Origin of the sequence: Brucella tritici, from assembly GCF_008932295.1 — a bacterium.
GTDB classification, from domain to species: Bacteria; Pseudomonadota; Alphaproteobacteria; order Rhizobiales; family Rhizobiaceae; genus Brucella; species Brucella tritici.
Window position 1 is genome coordinate 24418 of sequence record NZ_WBWA01000023.1, and the last position, 21014, is coordinate 45431.

Below are 21014 nucleotides of genomic sequence, written 5' to 3' on the forward strand. Positions count from 1 at the left end.
TCGTCTTGAAAGGAGATAACCCGCTGGCCCGACCATTCGGCGATGTGCTGATTGCCAGTCAGGAACGATGCGGCAAGAACTGAGCCTGCTATCAGTCCAGCGTTTAACGTTTATGCCAATTAGTGGCCGGCTCCTTCGAGGCTCACAGTCTCGCTCAATCAAGTTTAGTTTGTGCAGTTAGGATCGCCAACTCGCTTGATGTAAGGATGACGGTATATCGATACTGGGATGAACCACGGTCTCGACCGTGAATGGCGCATGCTACGAAACTGATCTGCAGCCCACCGTTAGGTGTAGTTTCCGTATGAGATTCTTTGAGGGCTGCGTTATAAATCGTAGCCGTATCTGCCCATTCGCGCCTTGCGGCTCCAACATTTACAATCATTACATTTCCTGTCTTATCGTTTGCCGGAGCAATTGATGGTGAGCTGAAGTGCTCCCGGGCGTTTCTATGAGGCTGTTAGGTTTAATAGAAGAACCATAAACGATGGTGTTTTCATCCTGTTTGAGGATGGCAGATAAAAAAGGAGCCGCTTGGTTCGATTGGCCGTCGGCACACGTTTTTCATTCGAATACTGGCCACCAACCAACACTCCGCATTTTTGGGTTGGCAATATGCTCTGATCGACGAAACTGCGCTCTGCGCTCTTGGAGTGGCGCCTTTAATTGACTATCCGTTTATGTTGCCGAATAGCCGATACAAGCGTCATGTGCGGAGCGCGATAAGCAAGTCCAGGATTTAAGCGAGATAATGCTTCCAGCATTGATCGAAAGGCGATAGTAATTTCCTTCGCATCTTTCTTAAATTCCAATGAGCCAACGAGGATTATCTTGTTGCCTTGTATTCCTGCATTTTCTCAATTTCACGAATGAATTGCTCTGCATATTGAGCTGTATCAATATAGTCCTGCTCATTTACTCCAAGATTGTGATGACGGGTAAACACTGCCTTCAATCGATCCAGGAACTTGGGTTCGGTCTCAGCCAGATGACCGATCAGAACCTGAAGTATCTGTTCGTGAGCCAGAACCTTGCGTTCGAGTGCGGTTGTATCATTGCTCATCTGGTTTACCCCCCTCTCGGTCCATGACGTCCCGTGCGCGAGCGGGAATAGCCACCGCACGCACGCCGCAGGATGTTTGCAAGCCTGGTCCAATCCCGGGAGGGCGAGCTCATCTGCCGATGAGCATTTCTAAGGTCGCCTGTACTGGCTGCCTGATCCTCTTCATGGCGCGGACGTACAGGTTGATTGTGTTCTGACGATGTGGATGAACGCTCCTTTTTCATTTCAGCCTCCTGTTAATGCACGCTTGCACTCGCGCTAAAGCGCTTTAGTAAGCGCATTGCTACATGCTGTGGCGAGCGCAGCATTTGGTTGTTCCGCTCCCAACGGCGTGGCCCAGCCGGACTTTTCGATAAGCGTGCGGCGCGAATAGGCCGGTGCGGCTTTGTATTCGGCCATCACCTTTACGGCCTCGGGATCATTCTTCGATTTTTCCAGGCAGTATGGGGTAAGCGCGAGTGCCACACCGTCAGACATATTGGACGCGATTAGACGTTCTGACGTCCCTCCAGTGACCCAGCCGCCGAAGGTAAAGCCAACAGCCATTGTTGCAATCGCACCAACTATCGCTCCGCCAAAAGCGGAATTTATCCATTGGGCATTTTTCATGATGAAATCCGATCTTCAACGATCGAACGCGCCTTATTGCGCGTTGAAATGGATTATACCACTCTTATCTGAATAGCTTGCACGAATTCTACCTACCTGGGAACTCTTGCTTCCGCGAGTTCGTTCGGCGGCGCTTCGAAGGGATCGCGGATCAGTTCAGGAGGTGCGATCCCCCCGTTCGACCACTAGGGTATCGCCGTTTTCCGGGTTAGTGGAAACTGTTGGCAAAAATGTGAAGATATCCATGCTTGGGCCGCCCCCGAATGTCTGCTTGCGCTTTAGGTCGAAAAAGCGCACTGTTTATTATGCACAGCAGTTGAAATGGGCGCTGTCGTTGGGAGAGAATAATCACCTGCCCCAAAATGAAGGGGGACACGCGATGTCTTCCGCTTCACGTCTATCCTACTTTGGCCCAGAAGATTTCCCTTCGCTACGTGCTTTCCTGCAACGTTCCGGATATTCGCTGGAGGGTTGCGAAAAACCAGAGACTCGCCTGGAAGCCGCCAAACACCTTTGTGAAATTTTCAGCGCCGGAAGCCATGATCCTGTGCAGATGCTGGATATGCTTTTGGCAATCCGCGCCCAACGGCTATCACAATCCAATCAAAGAGAACTGGAAGCCTGGGAGAATGAGGGTGGCTATACGGCCCCGCAGGTCACTGCAAAATCCTTGGTCTTGCGATGGCCTCCTCGAAAACGGCTCCGATTGAGGTTGGCCCATGGCTGATAATCCGCGTTTCCTGACGTCGGGCTAAATATGGCGACTTCGAGTGGGGATCGAGAGGCCTGTTTCACGAGGTACTTACCGGGCTGGCATCGTCTCAATGACACGTGATCAATCTGGCGAGGATAAAATGTCAGCCCAAAAATCTTTGGATCGTAAATTGAGCGTGTATCTGATCGCATTTCTCATCATATGCATCGACATCGGATTGGTCGCGTGGGTGCTCGGTTCCTACGTCTATTAAGTACTGGTATGCGATGTCCTAAAACGTCTGCTTTCCAACTATAATGAAGTCAGCATTTCCATGTATTCCGACGTTCTTTACATCTACGTTCAGCCAGCCGTTGCCTTTTTCCGATGATAACTGAACAAGATCTCCTAGATAAGCTCGCCGGAGTATATCCATGCTTGCCCACAAGACGCCCTTTGTAAACGTCTTCTCACCTTCCGTGAGTATGGAAATACGGTAGCCAACAGAACCGAGGTTCTTTCCTTCGCAATACAAATTGCCTATTGAACTAAATGTAGACGTTGGAATGATTGTACCCCCGATAGGGGCTGTGTCTCCTCACCAAGCAAAGTGAGAGACACAGCTATAACTAATGCCGTTTGGTTTTGATCAAGTCATTGGCAGGAGTAGGAAAGCGACTTGAAACAACATCTGTTGACGCAGTTTTCTCCTTGGTCTTATCTTTCTTTGGCTTTCTTATTTCTCGGTTACTTCTTTTCTGACCACGGGGCATTTTGAAAACTTCCTGTTTTTGAGGAATTAACTAATTCTTTCATACCGGACCAATCCAGTGATGGTTCAAATCACCGCTGGAGATACTTCCACGTTCTCACGGGCATGTTGCCGAGAAAGCTGCGGCATCGCTCACGATGGTGAGCGTCCAGATTGAAATTCCTGAATGAGTAGCCTTGCTGCGGATATGTGAGCGGCACGGTTTTCTGCGGTATCGTAAAGCCGATAGCCGGCGCGTCGCATTATTTCACGCATCATTCGAAAGTCGGTAGGCCCAAAGTAGGGCTTGATAATTTTGGAAGACATTTCGTCCTCCTTGTATTGGGGCTGGAGTATGCACTCGCAACCGACAGCGCCCGTTTCAAAAGCTGTCGAGACATGCACCATGCGCTTTAAATTTGAGCAAAGCAACTGAGGCTGAATTGCGACGGCAGATCGGCTCAATCATTTGGAAATGAAAGGGCCATTACTTTTCGCTTTTTACTGCGCCGCCTTCGTCATCTCGACGATCGGCGGCCTTTGCCATTCTTCGATGTTTCTTGATAAACTGTGTCAGGGCGATCTGTAGCCGACCTTCGTCACGTGTTCCCTCCTGAAATCGACGTGTCAGATAACGTGCAGCATCAGTGCGCAAATCTTGTGTGTCGCCGGGTTTGCGAGCCTCCCTTAGAAGTCGCGAAATCATAGTGATGTTTCTAGAATTCAACGCGATGGAAGACATTTCGTCCTCCTTTGTTGCGGGTCAGGCATTTGAAGCCCAAATGACAGCACCCGTTTCAATTACTGTCGTTATAATCATCATGCGCTTTATGTAAGGAGAAAGCAAATAAGGCTCCAATTCCATTGCTGTAAACTCAGACTGGCTGCTTCGCTAAAAATGCTTCCTTGGTCATATAATCTGCGGTTCTCAACAGCGGTCCGCGGCTATCCATATCAATAATGCTGCCAATGTATGAATGCTGCTGTACCAACTATCAATTGTGAATTCCCCAGGTCTTGCGCAATACGCCTCCGGGCGACTTGGGAGCTAGACAGCCGGACAATTTTACGAACTGGCGACAATGTGTCGAAACAGCTTTGCCTATTGACAGACTATTTATATCCATTATTCTGGATATATGGAAAATGAAGAAGCAATAACCGCTTTTGCCGCTCTGGCACAACCGACTCGACTGGATACTTTCCGTCTGTTGGTGCAAAACGAACCTGCGGGCACTCCTGCCGGTGAACTGGCGCGCATACTGGATGTGCCGCAGAATACGATGTCTGCGCATCTGGCGACTTTATCTCGCGCTGGACTTGTAAAAGGTGAACGTCAGAGCCGTTCGATCATCTATCGCGCCGACCTCGATCGTTTTCGCGATCTGACCCTTTTCATGATCAAGGACTGTTGCGGCGGCAGTGCTGAACTCTGCGCACCTCTCATACAAAGCCTGACGCCCTGTTGCGAACCGAAAGCGACTACACAATAACACTAGACCGATGAATTCGGCCTTCCACCAAGCGGACTGATACAATGACAACTAGGGTTTATAGCGTGCTCTGCTTGAGCACGGATAACGTCGTGCGTTCAATTTTGAGCAAGGCAACCTGGAATGTGGAGAAGGATTGATGTCCACATTCGAACGATATCTGACTGTCTGGGTGGCTCTGTGCATCGTCGCAGGCATAACTCTGGGCCATTTCTTTCCGACAGTATTCCATGCAATCGGATCTGCTGAAGTCGCCAAAGTCAACATTCCGGTCGCCATTCTCATCTGGCTCATGATCATCCCCATGTTGCTGAAGATCGATTTCAGCGCCTTGAAACAGGTCACTGAGCACTGGCGCGGCATTGGCGTCACGCTCTTTATTAATTGGGCCGTCAAACCATTCTCTATGGCACTTCTGGGTTGGCTATTTATCGGCTGGCTGTTTCGCCCTTATCTGCCTGCAGACCAGATCGACTCCTACATTGCCGGACTGATTATTCTGGCCGCCGCCCCTTGCACAGCAATGGTGTTCGTCTGGTCCAACCTGACCAAGGGCGAGCCGCATTTCACGCTGTCACAGGTCGCACTGAACGATGCGATCATGGTTGTGGCATTTGCCCCTATCGTCGGACTACTGCTCGGACTGTCGGCAATTACTGTCCCGTGGGCCACACTCGTTTTGTCGGTTGTCCTCTATATCGTCATTCCAGTGATTATCGCGCAAATCCTGCGCAGAAGCATTCTCGCCAGCGGTGGAGAACGAGCTTTCGATGCAATGCTGAAGACACTACAGCCGCTGTCCCTGATTGCGCTTTTGGCGACACTTGTTCTGCTATTCGGGTTTCAAGGAGAGCAGATCATCGCACAGCCCATGATCATTGCAATGCTGGCCGTTCCGATCCTCATCCAGGTCTATTTCAACTCTGGCCTGGCTTATCTGTTGAATCGCATTTCAGGCGAGCAACATTGCGTCGCCGGTCCCTCAGCGTTGATTGGCGCATCCAACTTCTTCGAGCTGGCAGTAGCAGCAGCAATCAGCCTTTTCGGCTTCTCATCTGGCGCAGCGCTCGCAACAGTGGTTGGCGTTCTTGTTGAAGTGCCCGTCATGCTCTCGGTCGTCTGGATCGTGAACCGCTCCAAGGGTTGGTACGAACGCGGTGCCAATCAAAAGCCAGTCACCGAAACAGGAAAACGCTGATGTCAGTTACGATCTATCACAATCCGAACTGCGGCACGTCTCGCAACACATTGGCCTTGATCCGTGCCAGCGGCGAAGTGCCTGTCGTCATTGAATATGTGCAAAATCCGCCTTCGCGAGAACGACTGGTCGAATTGCTTCAAGCAATGCAGATGATGCCTCGCCAACTCCTTCGCGAGAAAGGCACACCATATGCCGAACTGGGATTGTCCGATCCCAACTGGACCGATGATGAACTGGTCGACTTCATGATGGCTCATCCTATCCTGATCAATCGTCCAATCGTGGAAACGCCACTTGGCACCAGACTGTGCCGTCCGTCAGAACTGGTTCTCGACATTCTGGAAAACCCGGTGTCGTCATTCACCAAAGAGGACGGAGAAGTCATCACCTATGAAAGAAAGTCCCGCTGACATGGACCTGCCGAACCTCGATCAGAATTCCTTCGCATTGCCCGACCTGGATGCACTACGCGCCGACTTTCCAAAGCATAAGCCTCGTATCCTTTTGCTCTATGGCTCACTTCGTGATCGTTCCTATAGTCGGTTTCTGACGCTGGAAGCGCAGCGCCTTCTCGATGCAATGGGCGCCGAAACGCGTGTCTTTCATGCCAATGGTCTTCCCTTGCCAGACGACGGTTCGGCAGAACATCCGAAGGTTCAGGAATTGCGTGAGGCAATGCTTTGGTCAGAAGGGCAAGTCTGGACCAGTCCAGAACGTCATGGAGCCATGAGCGCTGTCATGAAATCGCAGATCGACTGGATTCCTTTGCCGGGAGGAGCAATTCGTCCGACGCAGGGCCGAACTCTGGCATTGATGCAGGTTTCAGGCGGATCGCAGAGCTTCAATGCTGTCAATCAGATGCGCATTCTTGGGCGCTGGATGCGAATGATCACCATTCCAAACCAGTCATCCGTCGCAAAGGCCTGGCAGGAATTTGACGACGCGGGACGGATGAAATCCTCTTCCTTCTATGATCGCGTGGTCGATGTGATGGAAGAACTAATGAAGTTTACACTTCTGACGCGTGGCATCTCGGATCACCTCACAGACCGTTATAGCGAGCGCAAGGAAGAAGCGGCCAAACTCGAAAAGCGTGTTTCGTTGAAATCAGTATGAACGCTGAACGGCTTCCCATTGCGGCCATTGCCGGTCTCGGACTGACCCAGAATATCGGTTACGGCACTTTATATTATTCCTTCAGCATTCTCGCGCCGTCCATGGCGCGGGACTTCTCCGTTTCCAACGAATGGATTTTCGGAGCGCTGTCAGTTGCCCTGTTAGCAGCGGGGTTCCTGGCTCCCTGGCCAGGCAAATGGATTGATCGTTACGGCGCAGGTCGCATGATGACGATAGGCTCGATACTGGCCGCCGTCTCTCTCATACTGTGTTCGTTTTCTACAAATGCTTTGGTGCTTGCAGGTGCGCTAACGATCATCGAAATCGCCGCAAACCTCGTCCAATATGGAGCAGCCTTTGCATTATTAGTGCAATTAGTGACCCAACGCCCCGCATGATTGGTTCCATTTCCAGCGTGCAATGCGGCTAGGCCGTCGAGGATGGACGCAGTAAATCACGTCATAAAAGGCATGATATCGACGCCGTCGCCTGGAAACACCGTGATGTGCGGATGGTCTTGAAACAGCTTTGCCGCAGCCTCCGCTGTTGCAGCTTCCACCACCAGATAACCGCAAAACGGATTCTTGGCTTCCGTTATGCCATGTTTTGTCACCCGCGTTGTCTTCCCCACCATGCCGCCGCGATCAATGATGATTGCCGCATTGCGTTCTTCCCATGCCATCCATTGCGCAATCCCCTTCGCATCGACAGCATCCTGCTCTGCTTTTGACAGGCGTCGAAAGGATGCGAGGTCTTCGGAATTGATCGTATAAACAGCCAGAAATCTCGGCATCGGTATTCCTCCCTCAGCTTTTAAACACTGTCAGTTTAGCGTCACTGCGTCGGAAATCACGCCTTATCCCTCGTCAAGATCAAGCACAGGCGAGCGCGCTCCATGAAGCAATCGTCACTCGAATTGTATTCACCACGCAAAGCGAGCGGCCGCTTTCGCGCGCAAGGAACGCTGCCCTCCCCTCCCAGTCTCGACATGTCGTGACGATAATCTGTTCACAAGCTGACAGCGCCATTTTGCGCGATAGGCATCGTGTTATCCTTTTGGCGAGCAATCCATCGGCAAACGGCCGGAATGAAGGCGCGTTGCGGTCCGGCAATCCTGGTCTACCTTCTGCTTCTCTCTTCCGATCAGCTCTCATTGGCTTCGTCGCAACAGCCCGCCTAGCGACGTCTGCCGAACGTCTAGCGGAGCACCCTGCTTGCCGAAGGCTTCCAAGCTCCCAGGTTAGGCGTTGACTGTCATCGAGGTTCATCGAAGAGGGCCCAAAAGCCGTGTTTTCGTCCGTGAATCTTTCGTAGGCCTGCGATGTAGACATCGTGCGGAACCATTGCGCCGTAATCGGTTATATGACGAGCCAATGCCCCACATTCCAGCAAATGGCGCGCCGCGTGCTTGTACCGGCTGGACCGGCCACCATCGAGCGTGAAGTCGATCATCGCCCGAAGAAGAACGCTTGCCGACAAGGGGAACTTTTGCGCAAGTTTCTCTGCGGCGGCCGACAAGAGCTCATACAGGTCACCGTCCATTTCTGATGCGCGGCACAGAACGAGCTTTGATGCTTCGGGGAACGATGGATACCGAATGAAGAAAGAAAGTGCCTGGTTTGCATCCGGAAAGTGCTGAACATAATCGAATGCCTTCTCTTCGGCTTCCATGTCATCAAAATCAGGAAGCCGCTGTAAATATGCGCGCAAGAGTTCAGCATTGAGTGACTGCTCAAAGCTATTCCAGCGAAACTGTTGCGCCTCATCTGTGCGCCCGAGGGCTTCCAGGGTTTCCGCGCGCACGGCTTCCAACTGTGACGAGATTTCACGCCGATTGTCGAATTCAGCTTTATCGAGCGCATTGAGCGCTTCTTCCGCCCGTCCTTCTGACAACAGCCGCTTGGCTATTCCAGTCGCGACCGTTGCAAACGCCTTCGATGCCTCCGATTGTTGTGCAATATAAAGATCCACATCGCCAAGCGCATCCGCTATTTGCTCAAGCGCAACTTTTACCGTGATCGACTGACCTCTGGCATGAAGCTCTTCGCGGTAAATAGGGCCATTCATGCTCCAGCCGACAAGCTGCATGTCTGCCTCGGCATGCCTAGACTTTGGTTCTTTTTCCCAGCGTTCAAACGCATTTTGAAGTTTTCTGAGACCCGTCTCCCCGAGCACGGGAGCCATTGCATCAATCAATCCGTCATATTGACCGTAGCCATTATCCTGAAGAGCAGCGACGATTTTGTCGACCAGACGCTGCGTCGAAACCTTTGCCAGCGCCGCGATGCGTCCGGCATCGTCACATGCTGCATGAAAACTTTCAATCAGTGTACCGCTGCCATCATGGGATCGTTCGAATATCGGATCGGCAAGCAACAGAAACTGCCAGATCAGCTCAAAGGCTTCGTCCGGATCAGAAAATGCGATTTTCTCAGCAATCGTTTTCCGCTGCGCTTCCAGATCCGCTTTGACCGATTTTACCTTTTGCCAGTCAATCCAGCTTTTTGCGCGCGCAATACTACCCAGGCGCTTACGGACTTCTCTTGCCAGTTCCACCCCGCTTGCATTGCCAACGAGTTCCATGCGAAGACGGCGCTTGTGATTGGCGTTACCGGTGCTGATTTCGATCAACAACTCTGCCAGACGTTCCACGCCAAGCGCTTCAAGGTTTTTTGCATTCAACGTCGTCTTCGATGCCATCGATGACCTCTTCTATAGATGGATCACATCGCCCTTTCGGCACGCAGTGATTATGATTTATCGCGATGCTGTTCTGAAAGCTCAAAGCACGCCCCACGCCCGAAACCGCCCCCTGCCGGTCATTTCGCGCAGGTTGAGCTCTTCGACGAGGCGAAGGGCGGCGCGGGGCGTGATGTCGAGTTCCGCGGCAATCATGCCGGCCGAAACCAGGGGCCTCGCCAGCACCAGCTCGATGAGCCCTGGCAGGTTGGACGAGGCGCGCCGGCCCGTCAGCCGCCGCTCCAGCATCTGCCGCGCCAGCAGCAGTCGGTCATGCTCCCTGAAACCGAGCTCAACGCCAGCCATCAGCCCGTCGAGACTGGCGAGAAGCCGGGTGTCGAAATTGCGATGGCGCCGCCGTTCAACGCGGATGGTTTTCAGGCCGACATTGAACGCCAGCAGATGCGCGTGGGTGGTCAGCCCTTCGCGGCGAAGCAACGAGGCTGCCAGCAGGCGGCCCAGCCACGGTGCCCGCTGCAACACCGCGAGCTCGTTCCAGGCATCAAGCACCAGGATGGCCTGCAGCACCGGCGGCAGATCGCCGACTTTTCGCAACACTGTTCGCCATTCATTGAGCCGTTCGTCTTCATCCCAGTCGGGATCGCGGATCAGCGGGTCTGTCTCCGGCTTTGACAAACGCTGCGGCTGTCTCGCTTTGGCGAGAACGTCTTCGGAGCGTGCCAGCACCGCGTCGATGGCGTCGAGATCGACACCGGGCAGGTCGAGCCCGTCATCCCCACGATTTTTCTTTCCCACCCCGCCTTGCCGATCGACCGCCGCATCTTGCACCGCGCCGTTTTCGCTTTCCGCGACGATGCCGCCATCCCCATGTGGTACAGGCCAAGCCTGCCCGCCAACCCGGAGACTACGCAAACCGTTTGGGCTCAGTGCCCAGTCCGGCGCCTGCGCTGCAATCCGTCGCCTTGTCTGCAACACGTCGCGGGCAATGGTCAGGGCGTGACTGGGCGAGCGGATATCGCGCGCCGCCTCGTGCAGGACCAGATCTTCCATCTCGACCAGTTCGCCATCGAGCCACAACGAGGCGCAGGCATCGGCAAAATGCAACCGTTCAACCAGCCCTGTGCCGACCGGCGTGTGGGCAAGGCGCTCGTCGAGGCGTGCCAAAGCTTCGCTGGCGCGCGCCAGCGGCTGCAGCAAGATCTTCTGAGGCAAATGATCGAGATCGTAACGCATTGAAAACATGGTAAACATATTCCCAAACGGACACCAGAGAATACTTAATGTCCGGCACTGATGATGCTGTTAGGTTAGGCTTCTAACATCCGATAAGTACAGGTTATCGGATATTATATGTACGAGGCACTTGTACGTTCTTTAAAACAATGGTATCAATGGCGTACGACCAATTTCGGAGGTCCCGATGCCCCAGACAAGCTACAAGATCAGCGAAGCCCGCAAGAATTTCGCCGAAGTCCTCGATCGCGCCAACCAGGGCGAAGAGATCGTCATCATGCGTGGCAACGAAGTTTACGCCCGCATCGGTCCAGCAGCGGACGGTGGCAAGCGCCCTTTTGGCCTGTTGCGCCATCGTGGCCTGCCCGACAACCTGTTCGATACAGTTGATGCAGAGCAGGCGGCGATCGATGCCGGAGACTGGAATGATGATACCGGCGTCTGGCAAGGCAAATCCAACAATAGCGAAAACACGCAATGAAAATCCTGCTCGACAGCCACGCCGTCTACTGGTGGACAATCGGTAGTGATCGCCTGTCCACGAAGGCACGATCGCTGATCGAGGACAAGGCAAATGCTATCCTCGTCAGTGCGGTCACGTTCTATGAGCTGGACAACAAGATGCGCCTGAACAAGCTTGATCTCAAGCCCCAGGAACTGCGGGCAGCCGTCACGGAAAGCGGCCTGCAAACACTAGCCATCACCGATCTGCATGCCGAACTTGCAGCAAATTTTGATTGGGAGCATCGCGATCCGTGGGACCGGATTCTTGCCGCTCAGGCGCGGCTTGAGCACTGCACTTTCATCTCGACGGATCTGGCGTTCGACGCGATTCTGCATGAGCGCGTCTGGTAAGGGCAGTGGCGGTGAAGGTATTCGTGGACATTGCCGAGGCAGCGGAGCGATTTGACGAACTGATTGACTTCGTTTTGCGCGATGACGAGGTTGTCATCTGTCAAGCTGGCGATCCTATTGCCGCGATCGTACCAATTTCGCAGAACGGCCAGGGCACATGGGATGAAGTCTGGGCGCTGGCGCTTAAGGGAAGGCCTGCAAACACGCACCAGACTTCGAACCACGATGAAGTATATGACGAGAACGGACTACCGAAATGAGCAGCTCGTCGTCAGGTTCGATTGAAAAACGCACTGAGACTTTAGATACGATAGCGGCTGTTCTGCCGATGAACCGCCGCGACAGGCTCGCCGGGCTATTGACCGATCAGGATATCGAAACCCTGCGCCACCTGGTTAATGAAGGCATGGGCGAAAACACCCTGCGCGCGCTGACTTCGGATCTGGCCTATCTCGAAGCCTGGTCGATGGCTGCAACCGGCAGCCCCCTGCCCTTCCCCGCGCCCGAAGCCCTGTTGCTGAAATTCGTTGCCCATCATCTCTGGCGGCCGCAGCAGCGCGAGATCGAACCCGATCACGGCATGCCGGCCGACGTGGAAGAGGAATTGCGCCAACAAGGCTTTCTGCGCGTGTCGGGGCCACATGCACCGGCTACCGTCCGCCGCCGCCTGGCCAATTGGTCGACGTTGACCCGCTGGCGCGGGCTGGAAGGCGCGTTCTCGTCCCCGGCCGTTAAATCAGCCATCCGCCTTGCCGTCCGCGCCCTGAACCGGCCCAGAGCCCGCAAGAGTGCCAATGCGATTACCGGCGATATTCTGGGCAAGCTGCTCGCGACCTGTTCAGGTGAGGAACTGACCGCTATACGCGACCGGGCCATCCTGATGGTGGCCTTTGCCGCTGGTGGGCGTCGGCGCAGCGAAGTTGCCAGCTTGCGAACGGAACAGCTTGTCAAACAGGTCCCTGTCACCGATGAGAACGGCTCCCCCCTCCCCTCGCTCGGCATCCATCTCGGTCGCACCAAAACCAGTGGTACCGATCAGGACGAATTTGTCTATCTCACCGGCCGCCCCGTCGAAGCCCTCACCCTCTGGCTGGAAGCAGCCAGGATTGACAAGGGCAGTGTGTTTCGAAAAGTCGATCGATGGGGCAACGTTTCCGCGCGGGCGCTCGAACCGAGCGCTATCAACCGGATCGTCAAACGGCGCGCGCTAATGGCCGGGTTGGAACCGGGGGAGTTTTCAGCGCACGGTCTGCGCTCCGGCTATCTCACCGAAGCGGCCAATCGCGGTATTGCGCTCCCTGAAGCCATGGAACAATCGCGTCATCGCTCCGTGCAGCAAGCCTCCGACTATTACAACAACGCCAAACGGCGCAGCGGGCGAGCGTCAAGACTGCTATAGATACTAAGCGCACAGAGGGAACTCTTCCGCAGCAGTATGCGTGAGCTGGACCACGTTCACTTTTTAAGTTCCCATGCAGCTTTTTAACAGCGGTCCTCTATCACGACGACCGCATGAGAACATACCTGATCAGTTACGCTGACTTGAAAATAACAGCGTGGGGTTTAGTTCTTCAGTGCCGATATATGGATTGGCATGGATCGCAAGAATCCACAGGCTGATCGAAGCCGTTGCCGAATAAAGTAGCAAGGCATGCCTCCCAGCCCGCACCCGATCCGCATGGGTCGAGGCAATAGTGGCGATAGTCAGGAATGTCAGCGCCAGTACAAGATACCATTTATATTGGTCGATGGACGTATTAGCGATAGCGATGCGATCATTGCGCGCATTCTGAAGCTCGTTAAAATCATGAATGAGCTGGGATACGATCGGAGAGGGCGTGCCGTCGCTGGCCACCGTCTGGACAACGGAACGAATGGCAAGAAGCGACTTCTCCACCTTGGGCGAAGGCACGATATTGTCGTCGGCTCCCCATTCATCTGACACCACCAGATTCCGATAGGTTTCCACTGCGTTCTTAAGTCTCTCATTGTTCAGGACCGTGGGATGAGCAGTCCCCAACATTCGAAATATCGCAGACCGTTCGTTGCTGGTCGCGAGATCCGCTCGAGAATTGAGTGTCCATGCATCTGCCGCGACGAAGCCGAGAGACAAAGCCCATGCGGTGGATATCGTGCCGACAAAGGCACCAATGGGCACCGAAGTCGGATCTTTCAACGCCCGCAGGCCCCGCAGCTTCAGAAGGAGCCAGCCGCAGGCATATAAAAGCGCCCCGAAAAGGCAAAATGCCAAGAATGATACGTAAATCGACATCCCCAGTAATGTTGCCATGAACGCCCCCCAAAAAATACGTTGGCGCAACTCATTATATAAAGGGCGTAAATAAACCGTGTTCTCTAGAAGGGAATTGGATATAGGTCCTCTGGTTTATCGCGGCGTTCATTCGAAGTTACACAGAGTGTGACGACCGATCTGAATGAAATAGATCAATGTTTTAAAATCTCTTTTCAGCACAAGTCTTCTCCGAAAACCGTTTTACCCTTTTCGGGGAGGCCTCTATGTAGAATTCTTGCAATTTCGGCTTTACTAATTGATTACGAAGAGCGGTGTATTGGACAATGGGGTATCATCGATTCTATTCTTTTGGGTTGGGGCAAAGAATTGAGACTGGAAGCAGAAGTCGACAGCGTTGAAACACAACGCTCAAGTGAAAAAAGTTCGCTCCTTTCCCTTGCCATCATAATTGCGACAGCGTCAATTTTCGGGCTCACTTACAGCCTGACGGCTCCGCTGGTGGCGCATATGCTTATCAAAAGCGGACTGACGGAAACGCTTGTCGGTGCCAATGCCGCCATGCATGCGCTCGGCGTCCTGTGCATAGCCCCCTTCCTTTCGGGACTGGCTATCCGCTACAAGCCCAAATATCTCATCATGGCCGCGCTACTTTCATCAGCGTTGCTTCTGATCCTGTTTCCAATGGTGCCTAGTTTCTGGTTCTGGTTTCCGTTGCGTTTCCTGCTGGGAATTTCTGCCGAAATTCTGTTCGTATTGACGGAAACCTGGGCCAGCGAGCTGAGCGACAATAAAAATCGCGGACGCATCATGGCGACCTATACGGCGTCGCTCTCGCTGGGTTTTGCCGGCGGCCCGCTGATCCTGTCGTTTACGGGGTTTGAAGGGCTGGTGCCATTTGCAATCGGGGCGGTCGTCGCCCTCCTCGCCTTTGTCATCATGAGTCTGCCGGGACTTCGACAGATTGAAATGGCCCAACAAAAACACTCAAATTTCTTGCGTATGATGCGACTGTCGCCCATTGCCATGGGAACAACGGCAATCAATTCGGCAGTTGAAACAGCCGGACTGTCTTTCCTTGCCATTTATGCCATGCGGCTCGGCTGGAACGAAACCGAAGGTGCACAACTGATCACGGTTCTCATGGTCGGTGCCATTGCGCTGCAGCTTCCCATCGGCTGGCTATCAGACAAGATGAACCGGGTTACACTGATGATCGCCCTAACGGCGGTTTCCGCAATAACGGCATTTCTCTGGCCCCTGCTTCTATCGGTGAGCTGGCTGGCCTACCCGGCATTGTTCATCTGGGGCGGAATTTTCGTTGGCATTTATACGACAATGCTCGCGATAATCGGCTCGCAGTTCCGTGGGGCGGACCTTATCAGCGTCTATGCGGCGATGGGGCTGTTCTGGGGCGGTGGCGCATTGGTGGGACCGATGCTGGCAGGCGGTTTTCTGGACGTGATGCAGCACGGCCTACCGACCTTTGTGGGAATGGTCTGCGTCGTTTTCATGGTGTTCGCCCTGATCGTAAAGCGCACGCTTAAACCCAGTGGAGACCCCCAGGCATGATACGCATCGTTCTTATTCTCCTTGGTCGCGAAATTATCCAGCGGCACTGGAAAATACTGCTCATTACCGGCGGCGTCTGGCTTCTCCTCGGCACATTCATCGCTATAGATGCGCTGGACGGAAAGACGATCATTCCGTCGCGCTTTTTTGGCTATTTCCTGCTGCCGGAGGCGGCTGTCGGCCTCCTGGCTGCCGCGTTCAGTCAGGGAACGGCGAGACGAATGCGTGTCGTGCAGGGTATCGCGTTGTTCGCGGTCGCCTTGCTGATCCTCAGCGCCACCCCCGCCAGCCACTTCACGCTTGCGATGGTGCTGGGGTTCTGCTTCCTTGTGGATGGCAGTGTGCGCATTGGCAGTGCATGGGTTGTCCGCTATCCCCGCTGGCGGCTGGGGTTGATGGGCGGCATTGCGGAAGTTTGCATCGCCATTGCAACGCTTCAGCCATGGCCAACATGGTACGCCGGAACAGTTGCCTTCAATGTCGGCGCCGTCATGATCCTTACCAGCCTTGGCATATTGAACATTGCGACACGGGTGCGACGGCTGGAAGAAGGCGCATCGATCAGCAGTATCTTCAACAGAAATCCTTTATGGAACAAGCCGGATTCCAGCTCCCTCGCCCATTCTGCCAATCGCAGCGAGCTGATCGTCCATGTCTGGACTCCCACAGGTCAGGTCATGACCCCGCTTCATCAAAGGGCCATCAATCGATATATCGCAGCCGTCGATACAAACGGCGTCATTTCCACAGGCCATGCGGCTCTGGAAATGGCCCCACACGTCTATATCAGCCATTATCCGGCAGTCGAGATCGACCGATCGCCGGACGAATTCACCCGGACATTACGCGCCACCGCAGACAACAATGTGCCCGGACGTTTCCTGCCAAGCTATCAGGAAGAATCCGCCGAATGGTGCCAATCGACGGTGCAGGTGGTGATCAAGAATATCGACGCATCGCGATTGAATGCATTCTGGCAACATTACAGCGCAGACAACACCTATAATCTCACAAACCGCAATTGCTCAAGTGCAGTCGCTGATGCTCTGGATGCAGCGCTGGAAGGTGTTTATCGTGACCACAACTGGCCAATAATGACAGCGTTGCGCGCGATCATTTATCCTGAGCTATGGGCAGCGGCACTGATGCGCAAACGCGCAGAATCCATGGCGTGGACGCCCGGTCTGGTGCTGGATTATGCGCGCGCATTGTCGGCTCTGGTCGATCCGCCAAAATCGTTCTTGACGTTTCCCAAACTTCGCCTGCTAAAAAAATACGCAAACACGAAGCAAGACATAAGCTAGCGCACGTCTCGCATATATCCGGCCTGGCTAAGTACCGGCAGGCTGCCGGATGACCGTAGAAAACTGTTCGCGCTCCATCGAGCGAACCGGCGTCAGCAAGGCGCGCTGCTGGATTTCACTGAACGGCAGGTCGCTGTTCATGAGCAGCTCATTGTCATAGAGAAACTCCGGCAGATAGCCGGAGAGCAAAATCCTGTAATCAAATGGAAAACCTGGCTCCAGCAGGCGAACAAGGTCGAAAACGACCGTCGTGCAATTGGACGTAAGTGTATTGTAGAAGGCCGGGTTTCTGGCAAGATCGTTGGCCTTTTCGATATATTTGAGCAACATCGCCTGCATAAGCTCTTGATCAACATCGACCGGATATCGATAGACGCGCTCGTCGCGGGCATTGGTTCTCAAATAAACAATGTCCCGTTCTTCCGCCGCTATCATCGCCAATTCGAAACTTCTGAAAAAGCCACCCAGCGAAGAAAATTCCTGACCTTTTTTCTTGCGTATTTCGGCTGAGAACACCAGATGGCGACCATCTGCAAAGCCGAATGAAATCAATGTATGTGCAATGGCCGGATGCGTCCAGTAAGACAAGATGACATCCACCGAATTGAGTTCGTTCAACCTGTACGTCCCGGATTTCCACCTCGGCACAAATATCCGGCTGTCATTCCATGTGAAGTCACGAATGTTGTGAAATGTCACCTCGTCGCCCTGAACATCCGCTGTCACCGTGTGCTGGACATCTGCCGCCCAATTCCGCGTGAGCGAGGGCTTCATCGAAAACCAGGAGACCAGAAAGAGGGAACCGAGGCAGATGAATGCGACGTTACTGAAGCTTATCAACTGGCTGCTCGAACGCGGTGAAAACAGGACCGAGATATAAACTGCAAGAACAAGCGCGGTCAGGGCCATGACACAGATTTTGATCGTCTGCCCCACCTGCAAATGAAACCAGAGCGCCATTGCCGCCCATAACACAATCATCGAGCATAGCGATGCCCAGGCAAACATAAAAAGCAGTTTGATCATGGTATATTCTGTGGCCTCGGATCGGCAGTCATAAATGGTAATATTGCGAGAACCGGGTTGGTGCTGGCGCTACAATGGCCCCGACGCCAGTGTTTCAGACGATGATAGATTTTGTTGGAGCATATTCGGGCTAACCGGTTTCTTGACGCCTGCATCGGACTGGACTTCGCGAATGGCGTTCTGGAGGACGGCGTTTCTTTTAAACGCCACGCGACCAGCGGCAATCACCTGATCCACCTGTTCTGTCGGAAGCACGAAGCGGGTTGGCACTTCATTGAAACTTGCAGCCATGCCAGCGGGAAGATCTTGTATCGACAGGCGTTGTACATGAAACCGGACATCGCGGCAGTTCCATCCTTTCAACGAGCCGCGATAGCGCGCTACCGTGGCTGCAGACAGGCCGCACCGATATGCAATGAGTTCGTCGCGCCATTGCGTTGTCGCCAGCTTCAGCGCATCGAACCCTTCCCTGACCGACGAGGAAATGGCAGTATCCGTAACCGCACCGAGGATTTCAGAAATCCCTGGCCCTTGCAGCTCCTTTACCCATGGATATTCCATCTCACGGCCAGCATCCACGACAATGTAAAGAAAAGTCTTCAGCTTCACGGCATCGGCAAGCGACAATGGCCCATAGGGCGTTTGCGCCGAGGCTCTGGCCATCGCAAATGGCGTAAGCCCCAGATTATCGGTCAGCGCGCCATCGAGCAATTTTATGAAATTCACATTGTTCGACCGGTAAGTGTGCAGTGCGCGCCCATAGGCCTTCAACCTATACGACGCCTCGGGATCGGCCATGACCCGGCTTAGCCAATCGGGCTGGCGATAGGTGCAGGCACCATGGTTGGATGCAACCGAAATGGGCTTGAAAACGACCGGAACCGCCGCGGACGCCGCGACTGCGTCAGCAATCCGCACATCCTTCAGATTGCTGCACAGTGCTGCAAAGGTTTCTACGCTGAAGTGAAATGGAACCCGGTTGTAGATATCCGATGCAGAGATCCAGATCGATGGCGCATTGGGCCAGTCAAACTTTGAATAGGTCGCACCGCGGAAAATATTGTCATCGAGCCAACGGGCCAGAGAAGATCGATCATTTGCGCCGCCATTTAGGACGCCAATGGCGACTGCTGGCGACAATGCATTGGTGCGCACGCGTTCTTCAGCGTTCCTGACCAGAAACGTTTCACGGAAATCCCGATAATCATCGCGCCCTTTCATGCCGAAATAGGCTGCAAGAACCGCGCCTCCAGACACGCCAGATATGATCCTGATATTATCGACCAGGCTTCGCTCATAAGGATATTCGTCCACGATCGTATCATCGAGCGCCCGCATGACTCCATAACCAAAAGCTGCCGCCCGCGTGCCGCCGCCAGAAAATGCCAGGCCAATGATCATTGCGCCATCATCCCCGTGATCGGGAACGAAATGATTGTTAAACGCGAATAATTGAGACGTTGAACGATTGATCGGCCCGACATCGGATACCGCGCAGCCCGCAACAAGAAAACTGACAACAAGCCCGAATATCGAGAACAGAAACAGTCGATTCTGCATTATTCCCCCAACGCCAAACGATCGACAATTAACACTGCCGTCGAAGCAAAAGCAAACGGCACATCAAAGATCGTATTCCCTGCCACAATCTAAGGATTTAAAGTATTGTTGAGTGGGCATTTTCCGCGACGCGATCGGTCGCACATATTTTAGGAAAAATGGTTTTTGAGAGCCCTTCTCACTCATACGGCGTATAAACTGCCGAAAGAAAACCATTCCCCCAATTATGAGCGGATATTACCATTTTCTGCCATCTGCATACTATCCCACGAACAAGTAGTGAGGCATGGTTCCTTGCTCCCCTGTTTGTGTCTACAAGCGCAATGCCGCACTATTGACGCAAGTTGCTACAATCCATCGCGGCTGGTGTTCTGCATCGTGAGCCTGCTGCATACGGATGGTACGTTTGCAGACTTCCGGTAAAAACTTGTTCGTTGGTTTTCTCATATGGGCTCAACTTTTCAGAAATTGGTCCCTCCGGGAAACCCAGAGCAATTCAATGGCTACTCTTGACTTTGGGTTACAACAAACCGACGGCCTCTCGCTGGCAAAACAGGCATGTCATTGCCGCTGATGGTTTGGGTTGCGAGCATGTTTTATGGTTATCGGAGGTTATTGCTTTTAGTCCGCTAATCCGTTCCAACGGCTGGAACCCCAATGAGGATTGCGCCCTAGCTGCTTACCTTCGAAAGCATCCACGCCTGCAACTTGTCGATGGATTCGGACTTCCGGTATCGCTGCCGGACGAAATAGAAGTGCGCCCGCGCCAAGATATGACCACTGAGGACCTGTCTTAGACGACCCTCCTCGATATCCCTTGCGACGAAATACCGGCTCGCCAATGCGAGGCCGTGTCCAGCGATCGCAGCCTCGATCGCGTGCGATGTCTGGGAGAAAGTTACACCCCGAAATCCCGCCGCGTCACCGCCGCTCAGAAACGTCTCGATGAACTCCGGCCAGAGATTGTGAACGTCATGCAGAAGAGTGAACTTGCCCAGCTCTTCCGTGTCAACGGGTTCCTGGCCCTCCGGCACGAGCCGGGGGCTGCAGACTGCAATGATCTCCTGTTCGAAGAGAAGTTCGGCCGTCATTCCCGTACCGAACGGCGGGTTGCCATATCTGATGGCGACATCAACATTGTCGTTGTGGAAATTGGAGAGGCGGTCGGTTGCCAGGATCTGAAGATTGATTTCCGGATGCTGCTGGGTGAACTCCGGCAGAAGCGGAATAAGCCATTTCGACGCGAAAGTCGGCGTGACGCTGACAGTGAGATGGATAGGTTGCGGCCTAAGGTCTCTTGTCGCGCTGTTGATCAGCTCAAATGCCCGGCGAATGTCCGCGGCATAACTTCTTCCTTCACCGGTCAGCGCAAGCGATTTGGGGAGCCGTTCGAACAACTTGAGACCGATTTCTGCTTCCAGCCCCCTGATGTGTTGCGAAACCGCCCCCTGGGTCACCCCGAGTTCTTCAGCCGCGGCGCGAAAATTGAGGTGGCGCGAAGCCACTTCGAAGGCGCGGAGCGCATTGAGCGAGGGGATACGGTTAAGCGATTCCGGCATCGGAGAGATTTTCTATCTGATAACAAG

The 21014-nt window shown here is 53.7% G+C and carries 21 protein-coding genes and 1 pseudogene; 12 read left to right on the top strand and 10 right to left on the bottom strand.

The window, feature by feature from the left end; translation table 11 throughout:
• Nucleotides 1–826: 826 nt before the first annotated feature.
• Both F9K91_RS19380 and F9K91_RS19390 read right to left on the bottom strand, forming a co-directional pair.
• Nucleotides 827–1063: a hypothetical protein gene (locus F9K91_RS19380; protein ID WP_151558350.1), complete on the bottom strand. Its 237-nt coding sequence runs from the start codon at nucleotides 1061–1063 to the stop codon at nucleotides 827–829.
• 258 nt (nucleotides 1064–1321) lie between these two features.
• A complete protein-coding gene (locus F9K91_RS19390) occupies nucleotides 1322–1672 on the bottom strand; it encodes a hypothetical protein (RefSeq protein WP_151558354.1) in 351 nt (116 codons plus the stop codon).
• Between the two features lie 244 nt (nucleotides 1673–1916).
• On the opposite strand from F9K91_RS19390, the gene F9K91_RS19395 reads away from it, so the two are divergent.
• Nucleotides 1917–2399: a hypothetical protein gene (locus F9K91_RS19395; RefSeq protein ID WP_151678502.1), complete on the top strand. Its 483-nt coding sequence runs from the start codon at nucleotides 1917–1919 to the stop codon at nucleotides 2397–2399.
• 1205 nt (nucleotides 2400–3604) lie between these two features.
• Here the strand turns inward: F9K91_RS19395 and F9K91_RS19400 are convergent.
• On the bottom strand, nucleotides 3605–3859 hold the full coding sequence (locus F9K91_RS19400; protein ID WP_151678503.1) for a hypothetical protein: 255 nt from the start codon (nucleotides 3857–3859) through the stop codon (nucleotides 3605–3607).
• A 397-nt stretch (nucleotides 3860–4256) separates the two neighbouring features.
• Here F9K91_RS19400 and F9K91_RS19405 point away from each other — a divergent pair, with 397 nt between their 5' ends.
• The 5 genes and pseudogenes from F9K91_RS19405 to F9K91_RS19425 all read left to right on the top strand — a co-directional run.
• A complete protein-coding gene (locus F9K91_RS19405) occupies nucleotides 4257–4610 on the top strand; it encodes an ArsR/SmtB family transcription factor (RefSeq protein WP_151558358.1) in 354 nt (117 codons plus the stop codon).
• A gap of 139 nt (nucleotides 4611–4749) precedes the next feature.
• Nucleotides 4750–5808: an ACR3 family arsenite efflux transporter gene (gene arsB / locus F9K91_RS19410; RefSeq protein ID WP_151678504.1), complete on the top strand. Its 1059-nt coding sequence runs from the start codon at nucleotides 4750–4752 to the stop codon at nucleotides 5806–5808.
• Nucleotides 5808–6221, top strand: coding sequence for an arsenate reductase (glutaredoxin) (gene arsC / locus F9K91_RS19415; RefSeq protein WP_151558361.1), 414 nt, complete (start codon nucleotides 5808–5810; stop codon nucleotides 6219–6221). Before arsB ends, arsC begins: the two co-directional genes overlap by 1 nt.
• On the top strand, nucleotides 6202–6927 hold the full coding sequence (gene arsH / locus F9K91_RS19420; protein ID WP_151558363.1) for an arsenical resistance protein ArsH: 726 nt from the start codon (nucleotides 6202–6204) through the stop codon (nucleotides 6925–6927). Before arsC ends, arsH begins: the two co-directional genes overlap by 20 nt.
• Nucleotides 6924–7313, top strand: a pseudogene (locus tag F9K91_RS19425) (arsenite efflux MFS transporter ArsK); the annotation flags it as partial. The gene arsH and the pseudogene F9K91_RS19425, both read left to right, overlap by 4 nt.
• Before the next feature lie 68 nt (nucleotides 7314–7381).
• On the opposite strand, the gene F9K91_RS19430 reads toward F9K91_RS19425, so the two are convergent.
• The 3 genes from F9K91_RS19430 to F9K91_RS19440 form a co-directional block, all read right to left on the bottom strand.
• Nucleotides 7382–7720 (bottom strand): hypothetical protein, encoded by a 339-nt coding sequence (locus F9K91_RS19430; RefSeq protein ID WP_151558365.1) that lies wholly within the window; start codon nucleotides 7718–7720, stop codon nucleotides 7382–7384.
• Nucleotides 7721–8181: 461 nt separating this feature from the next.
• Nucleotides 8182–9627, bottom strand: a complete 1446-nt coding sequence (locus tag F9K91_RS19435) for a DUF6880 family protein (RefSeq protein WP_151558367.1) — start codon at nucleotides 9625–9627, stop codon at nucleotides 8182–8184.
• Nucleotides 9628–9708: 81 nt separating this feature from the next.
• On the bottom strand, nucleotides 9709–10869 hold the full coding sequence (locus tag F9K91_RS19440) for an RHE_PE00001 family protein (RefSeq protein WP_151678505.1): 1161 nt from the start codon (nucleotides 10867–10869) through the stop codon (nucleotides 9709–9711).
• Nucleotides 10870–11047: 178 nt separating this feature from the next.
• Here F9K91_RS19440 and F9K91_RS19445 point away from each other — a divergent pair, with 178 nt between their 5' ends.
• The 4 genes from F9K91_RS19445 to F9K91_RS19460 are packed head-to-tail and all read left to right on the top strand — an operon-like array spanning nucleotide 11048 to nucleotide 13114.
• Complete coding sequence (locus tag F9K91_RS19445) at nucleotides 11048–11341, top strand: type II toxin-antitoxin system Phd/YefM family antitoxin (protein ID WP_024897005.1); 294 nt, start codon at nucleotides 11048–11050, stop codon at nucleotides 11339–11341.
• Nucleotides 11338–11715: a type II toxin-antitoxin system VapC family toxin gene (locus tag F9K91_RS19450; protein ID WP_006469785.1), complete on the top strand. Its 378-nt coding sequence runs from the start codon at nucleotides 11338–11340 to the stop codon at nucleotides 11713–11715. Before F9K91_RS19445 ends, F9K91_RS19450 begins: the two co-directional genes overlap by 4 nt.
• A 5-nt stretch (nucleotides 11716–11720) precedes the next feature.
• Nucleotides 11721–11975 carry a type II toxin-antitoxin system Phd/YefM family antitoxin gene (locus F9K91_RS19455; RefSeq protein ID WP_235913300.1) on the top strand — a complete coding sequence of 85 codons (255 nt, stop codon included), beginning with the start codon at nucleotides 11721–11723 and terminating at the stop codon, nucleotides 11973–11975.
• Entirely contained in the window at nucleotides 11972–13114 is a 1143-nt protein-coding gene (locus tag F9K91_RS19460) for a site-specific integrase (RefSeq protein ID WP_151654241.1), read from the top strand. The genes F9K91_RS19455 and F9K91_RS19460 overlap by 4 nt, the downstream gene beginning before the upstream one ends.
• Before the next feature lie 129 nt (nucleotides 13115–13243).
• On the opposite strand, the gene F9K91_RS19465 is transcribed toward F9K91_RS19460, so the two are convergent.
• Nucleotides 13244–14005, bottom strand: coding sequence for a bestrophin-like domain (locus F9K91_RS19465; RefSeq protein WP_151678506.1), 762 nt, complete (start codon nucleotides 14003–14005; stop codon nucleotides 13244–13246).
• A gap of 330 nt (nucleotides 14006–14335) precedes the next feature.
• Between F9K91_RS19465 and F9K91_RS19470 the strand changes: the two genes are divergently transcribed.
• On the top strand, nucleotides 14336–15538 hold the full coding sequence (locus F9K91_RS19470) for an MFS transporter (protein ID WP_235913302.1): 1203 nt from the start codon (nucleotides 14336–14338) through the stop codon (nucleotides 15536–15538).
• Nucleotides 15535–16842 (top strand): HdeD family acid-resistance protein, encoded by a 1308-nt coding sequence (locus F9K91_RS19475; RefSeq protein ID WP_167522235.1) that lies wholly within the window; start codon nucleotides 15535–15537, stop codon nucleotides 16840–16842. Before F9K91_RS19470 ends, F9K91_RS19475 begins: the two co-directional genes overlap by 4 nt.
• Before the next feature lie 27 nt (nucleotides 16843–16869).
• Here the strand turns inward: F9K91_RS19475 and F9K91_RS19480 are convergent, their stop codons facing one another.
• From F9K91_RS19480 to F9K91_RS19490, 3 genes are all read right to left on the bottom strand, one after another.
• Complete coding sequence (locus tag F9K91_RS19480; RefSeq protein WP_208852710.1) at nucleotides 16870–17868, bottom strand: Lnb N-terminal periplasmic domain-containing protein; 999 nt, start codon at nucleotides 17866–17868, stop codon at nucleotides 16870–16872.
• Between the two features lie 69 nt (nucleotides 17869–17937).
• On the bottom strand, nucleotides 17938–19428 hold the full coding sequence (locus F9K91_RS19485; RefSeq protein ID WP_151678507.1) for a patatin-like phospholipase family protein: 1491 nt from the start codon (nucleotides 19426–19428) through the stop codon (nucleotides 17938–17940).
• A 671-nt stretch (nucleotides 19429–20099) separates the two neighbouring features.
• Nucleotides 20100–20987: a LysR substrate-binding domain-containing protein gene (locus tag F9K91_RS19490; protein ID WP_151654556.1), complete on the bottom strand. Its 888-nt coding sequence runs from the start codon at nucleotides 20985–20987 to the stop codon at nucleotides 20100–20102.
• Nucleotides 20988–21014: the final 27 nt, after the last annotated feature.

Excerpts from the sequence above, each read along its gene's own strand:
- F9K91_RS19380 (WP_151558350.1), bottom strand. The coding sequence starts at position 1,063 with ATGAGCAATGATACAACCGCACTCGAACGCAAGGTTCTGGCTCACGAA.
- F9K91_RS19390 (WP_151558354.1), bottom strand. The coding sequence starts at position 1,672 with ATGAAAAATGCCCAATGGATAAATTCCGCTTTTGGCGGAGCGATAGTT.
- F9K91_RS19395 (WP_151678502.1), top strand. The coding sequence starts at position 1,917 with ATGCTTGGGCCGCCCCCGAATGTCTGCTTGCGCTTTAGGTCGAAAAAG.
- F9K91_RS19400 (WP_151678503.1), bottom strand. The coding sequence starts at position 3,859 with ATGTCTTCCATCGCGTTGAATTCTAGAAACATCACTATGATTTCGCGA.
- F9K91_RS19405 (WP_151558358.1), top strand. The coding sequence starts at position 4,257 with ATGGAAAATGAAGAAGCAATAACCGCTTTTGCCGCTCTGGCACAACCG.
- arsB (WP_151678504.1), top strand. The coding sequence starts at position 4,750 with ATGTCCACATTCGAACGATATCTGACTGTCTGGGTGGCTCTGTGCATC.
- arsC (WP_151558361.1), top strand. The coding sequence starts at position 5,808 with ATGTCAGTTACGATCTATCACAATCCGAACTGCGGCACGTCTCGCAAC.
- arsH (WP_151558363.1), top strand. The coding sequence starts at position 6,202 with ATGAAAGAAAGTCCCGCTGACATGGACCTGCCGAACCTCGATCAGAAT.
- F9K91_RS19430 (WP_151558365.1), bottom strand. The coding sequence starts at position 7,720 with ATGCCGAGATTTCTGGCTGTTTATACGATCAATTCCGAAGACCTCGCA.
- F9K91_RS19435 (WP_151558367.1), bottom strand. The coding sequence starts at position 9,627 with ATGGCATCGAAGACGACGTTGAATGCAAAAAACCTTGAAGCGCTTGGC.
- F9K91_RS19440 (WP_151678505.1), bottom strand. The coding sequence starts at position 10,869 with ATGTTTTCAATGCGTTACGATCTCGATCATTTGCCTCAGAAGATCTTG.
- F9K91_RS19445 (WP_024897005.1), top strand. The coding sequence starts at position 11,048 with ATGCCCCAGACAAGCTACAAGATCAGCGAAGCCCGCAAGAATTTCGCC.
- F9K91_RS19450 (WP_006469785.1), top strand. The coding sequence starts at position 11,338 with ATGAAAATCCTGCTCGACAGCCACGCCGTCTACTGGTGGACAATCGGT.
- F9K91_RS19460 (WP_151654241.1), top strand. The coding sequence starts at position 11,972 with ATGAGCAGCTCGTCGTCAGGTTCGATTGAAAAACGCACTGAGACTTTA.
- F9K91_RS19465 (WP_151678506.1), bottom strand. The coding sequence starts at position 14,005 with ATGGCAACATTACTGGGGATGTCGATTTACGTATCATTCTTGGCATTT.
- F9K91_RS19475 (WP_167522235.1), top strand. The coding sequence starts at position 15,535 with ATGATACGCATCGTTCTTATTCTCCTTGGTCGCGAAATTATCCAGCGG.
- F9K91_RS19480 (WP_208852710.1), bottom strand. The coding sequence starts at position 17,868 with ATGATCAAACTGCTTTTTATGTTTGCCTGGGCATCGCTATGCTCGATG.
- F9K91_RS19485 (WP_151678507.1), bottom strand. The coding sequence starts at position 19,428 with ATGCAGAATCGACTGTTTCTGTTCTCGATATTCGGGCTTGTTGTCAGT.
- F9K91_RS19490 (WP_151654556.1), bottom strand. The coding sequence starts at position 20,987 with ATGCCGGAATCGCTTAACCGTATCCCCTCGCTCAATGCGCTCCGCGCC.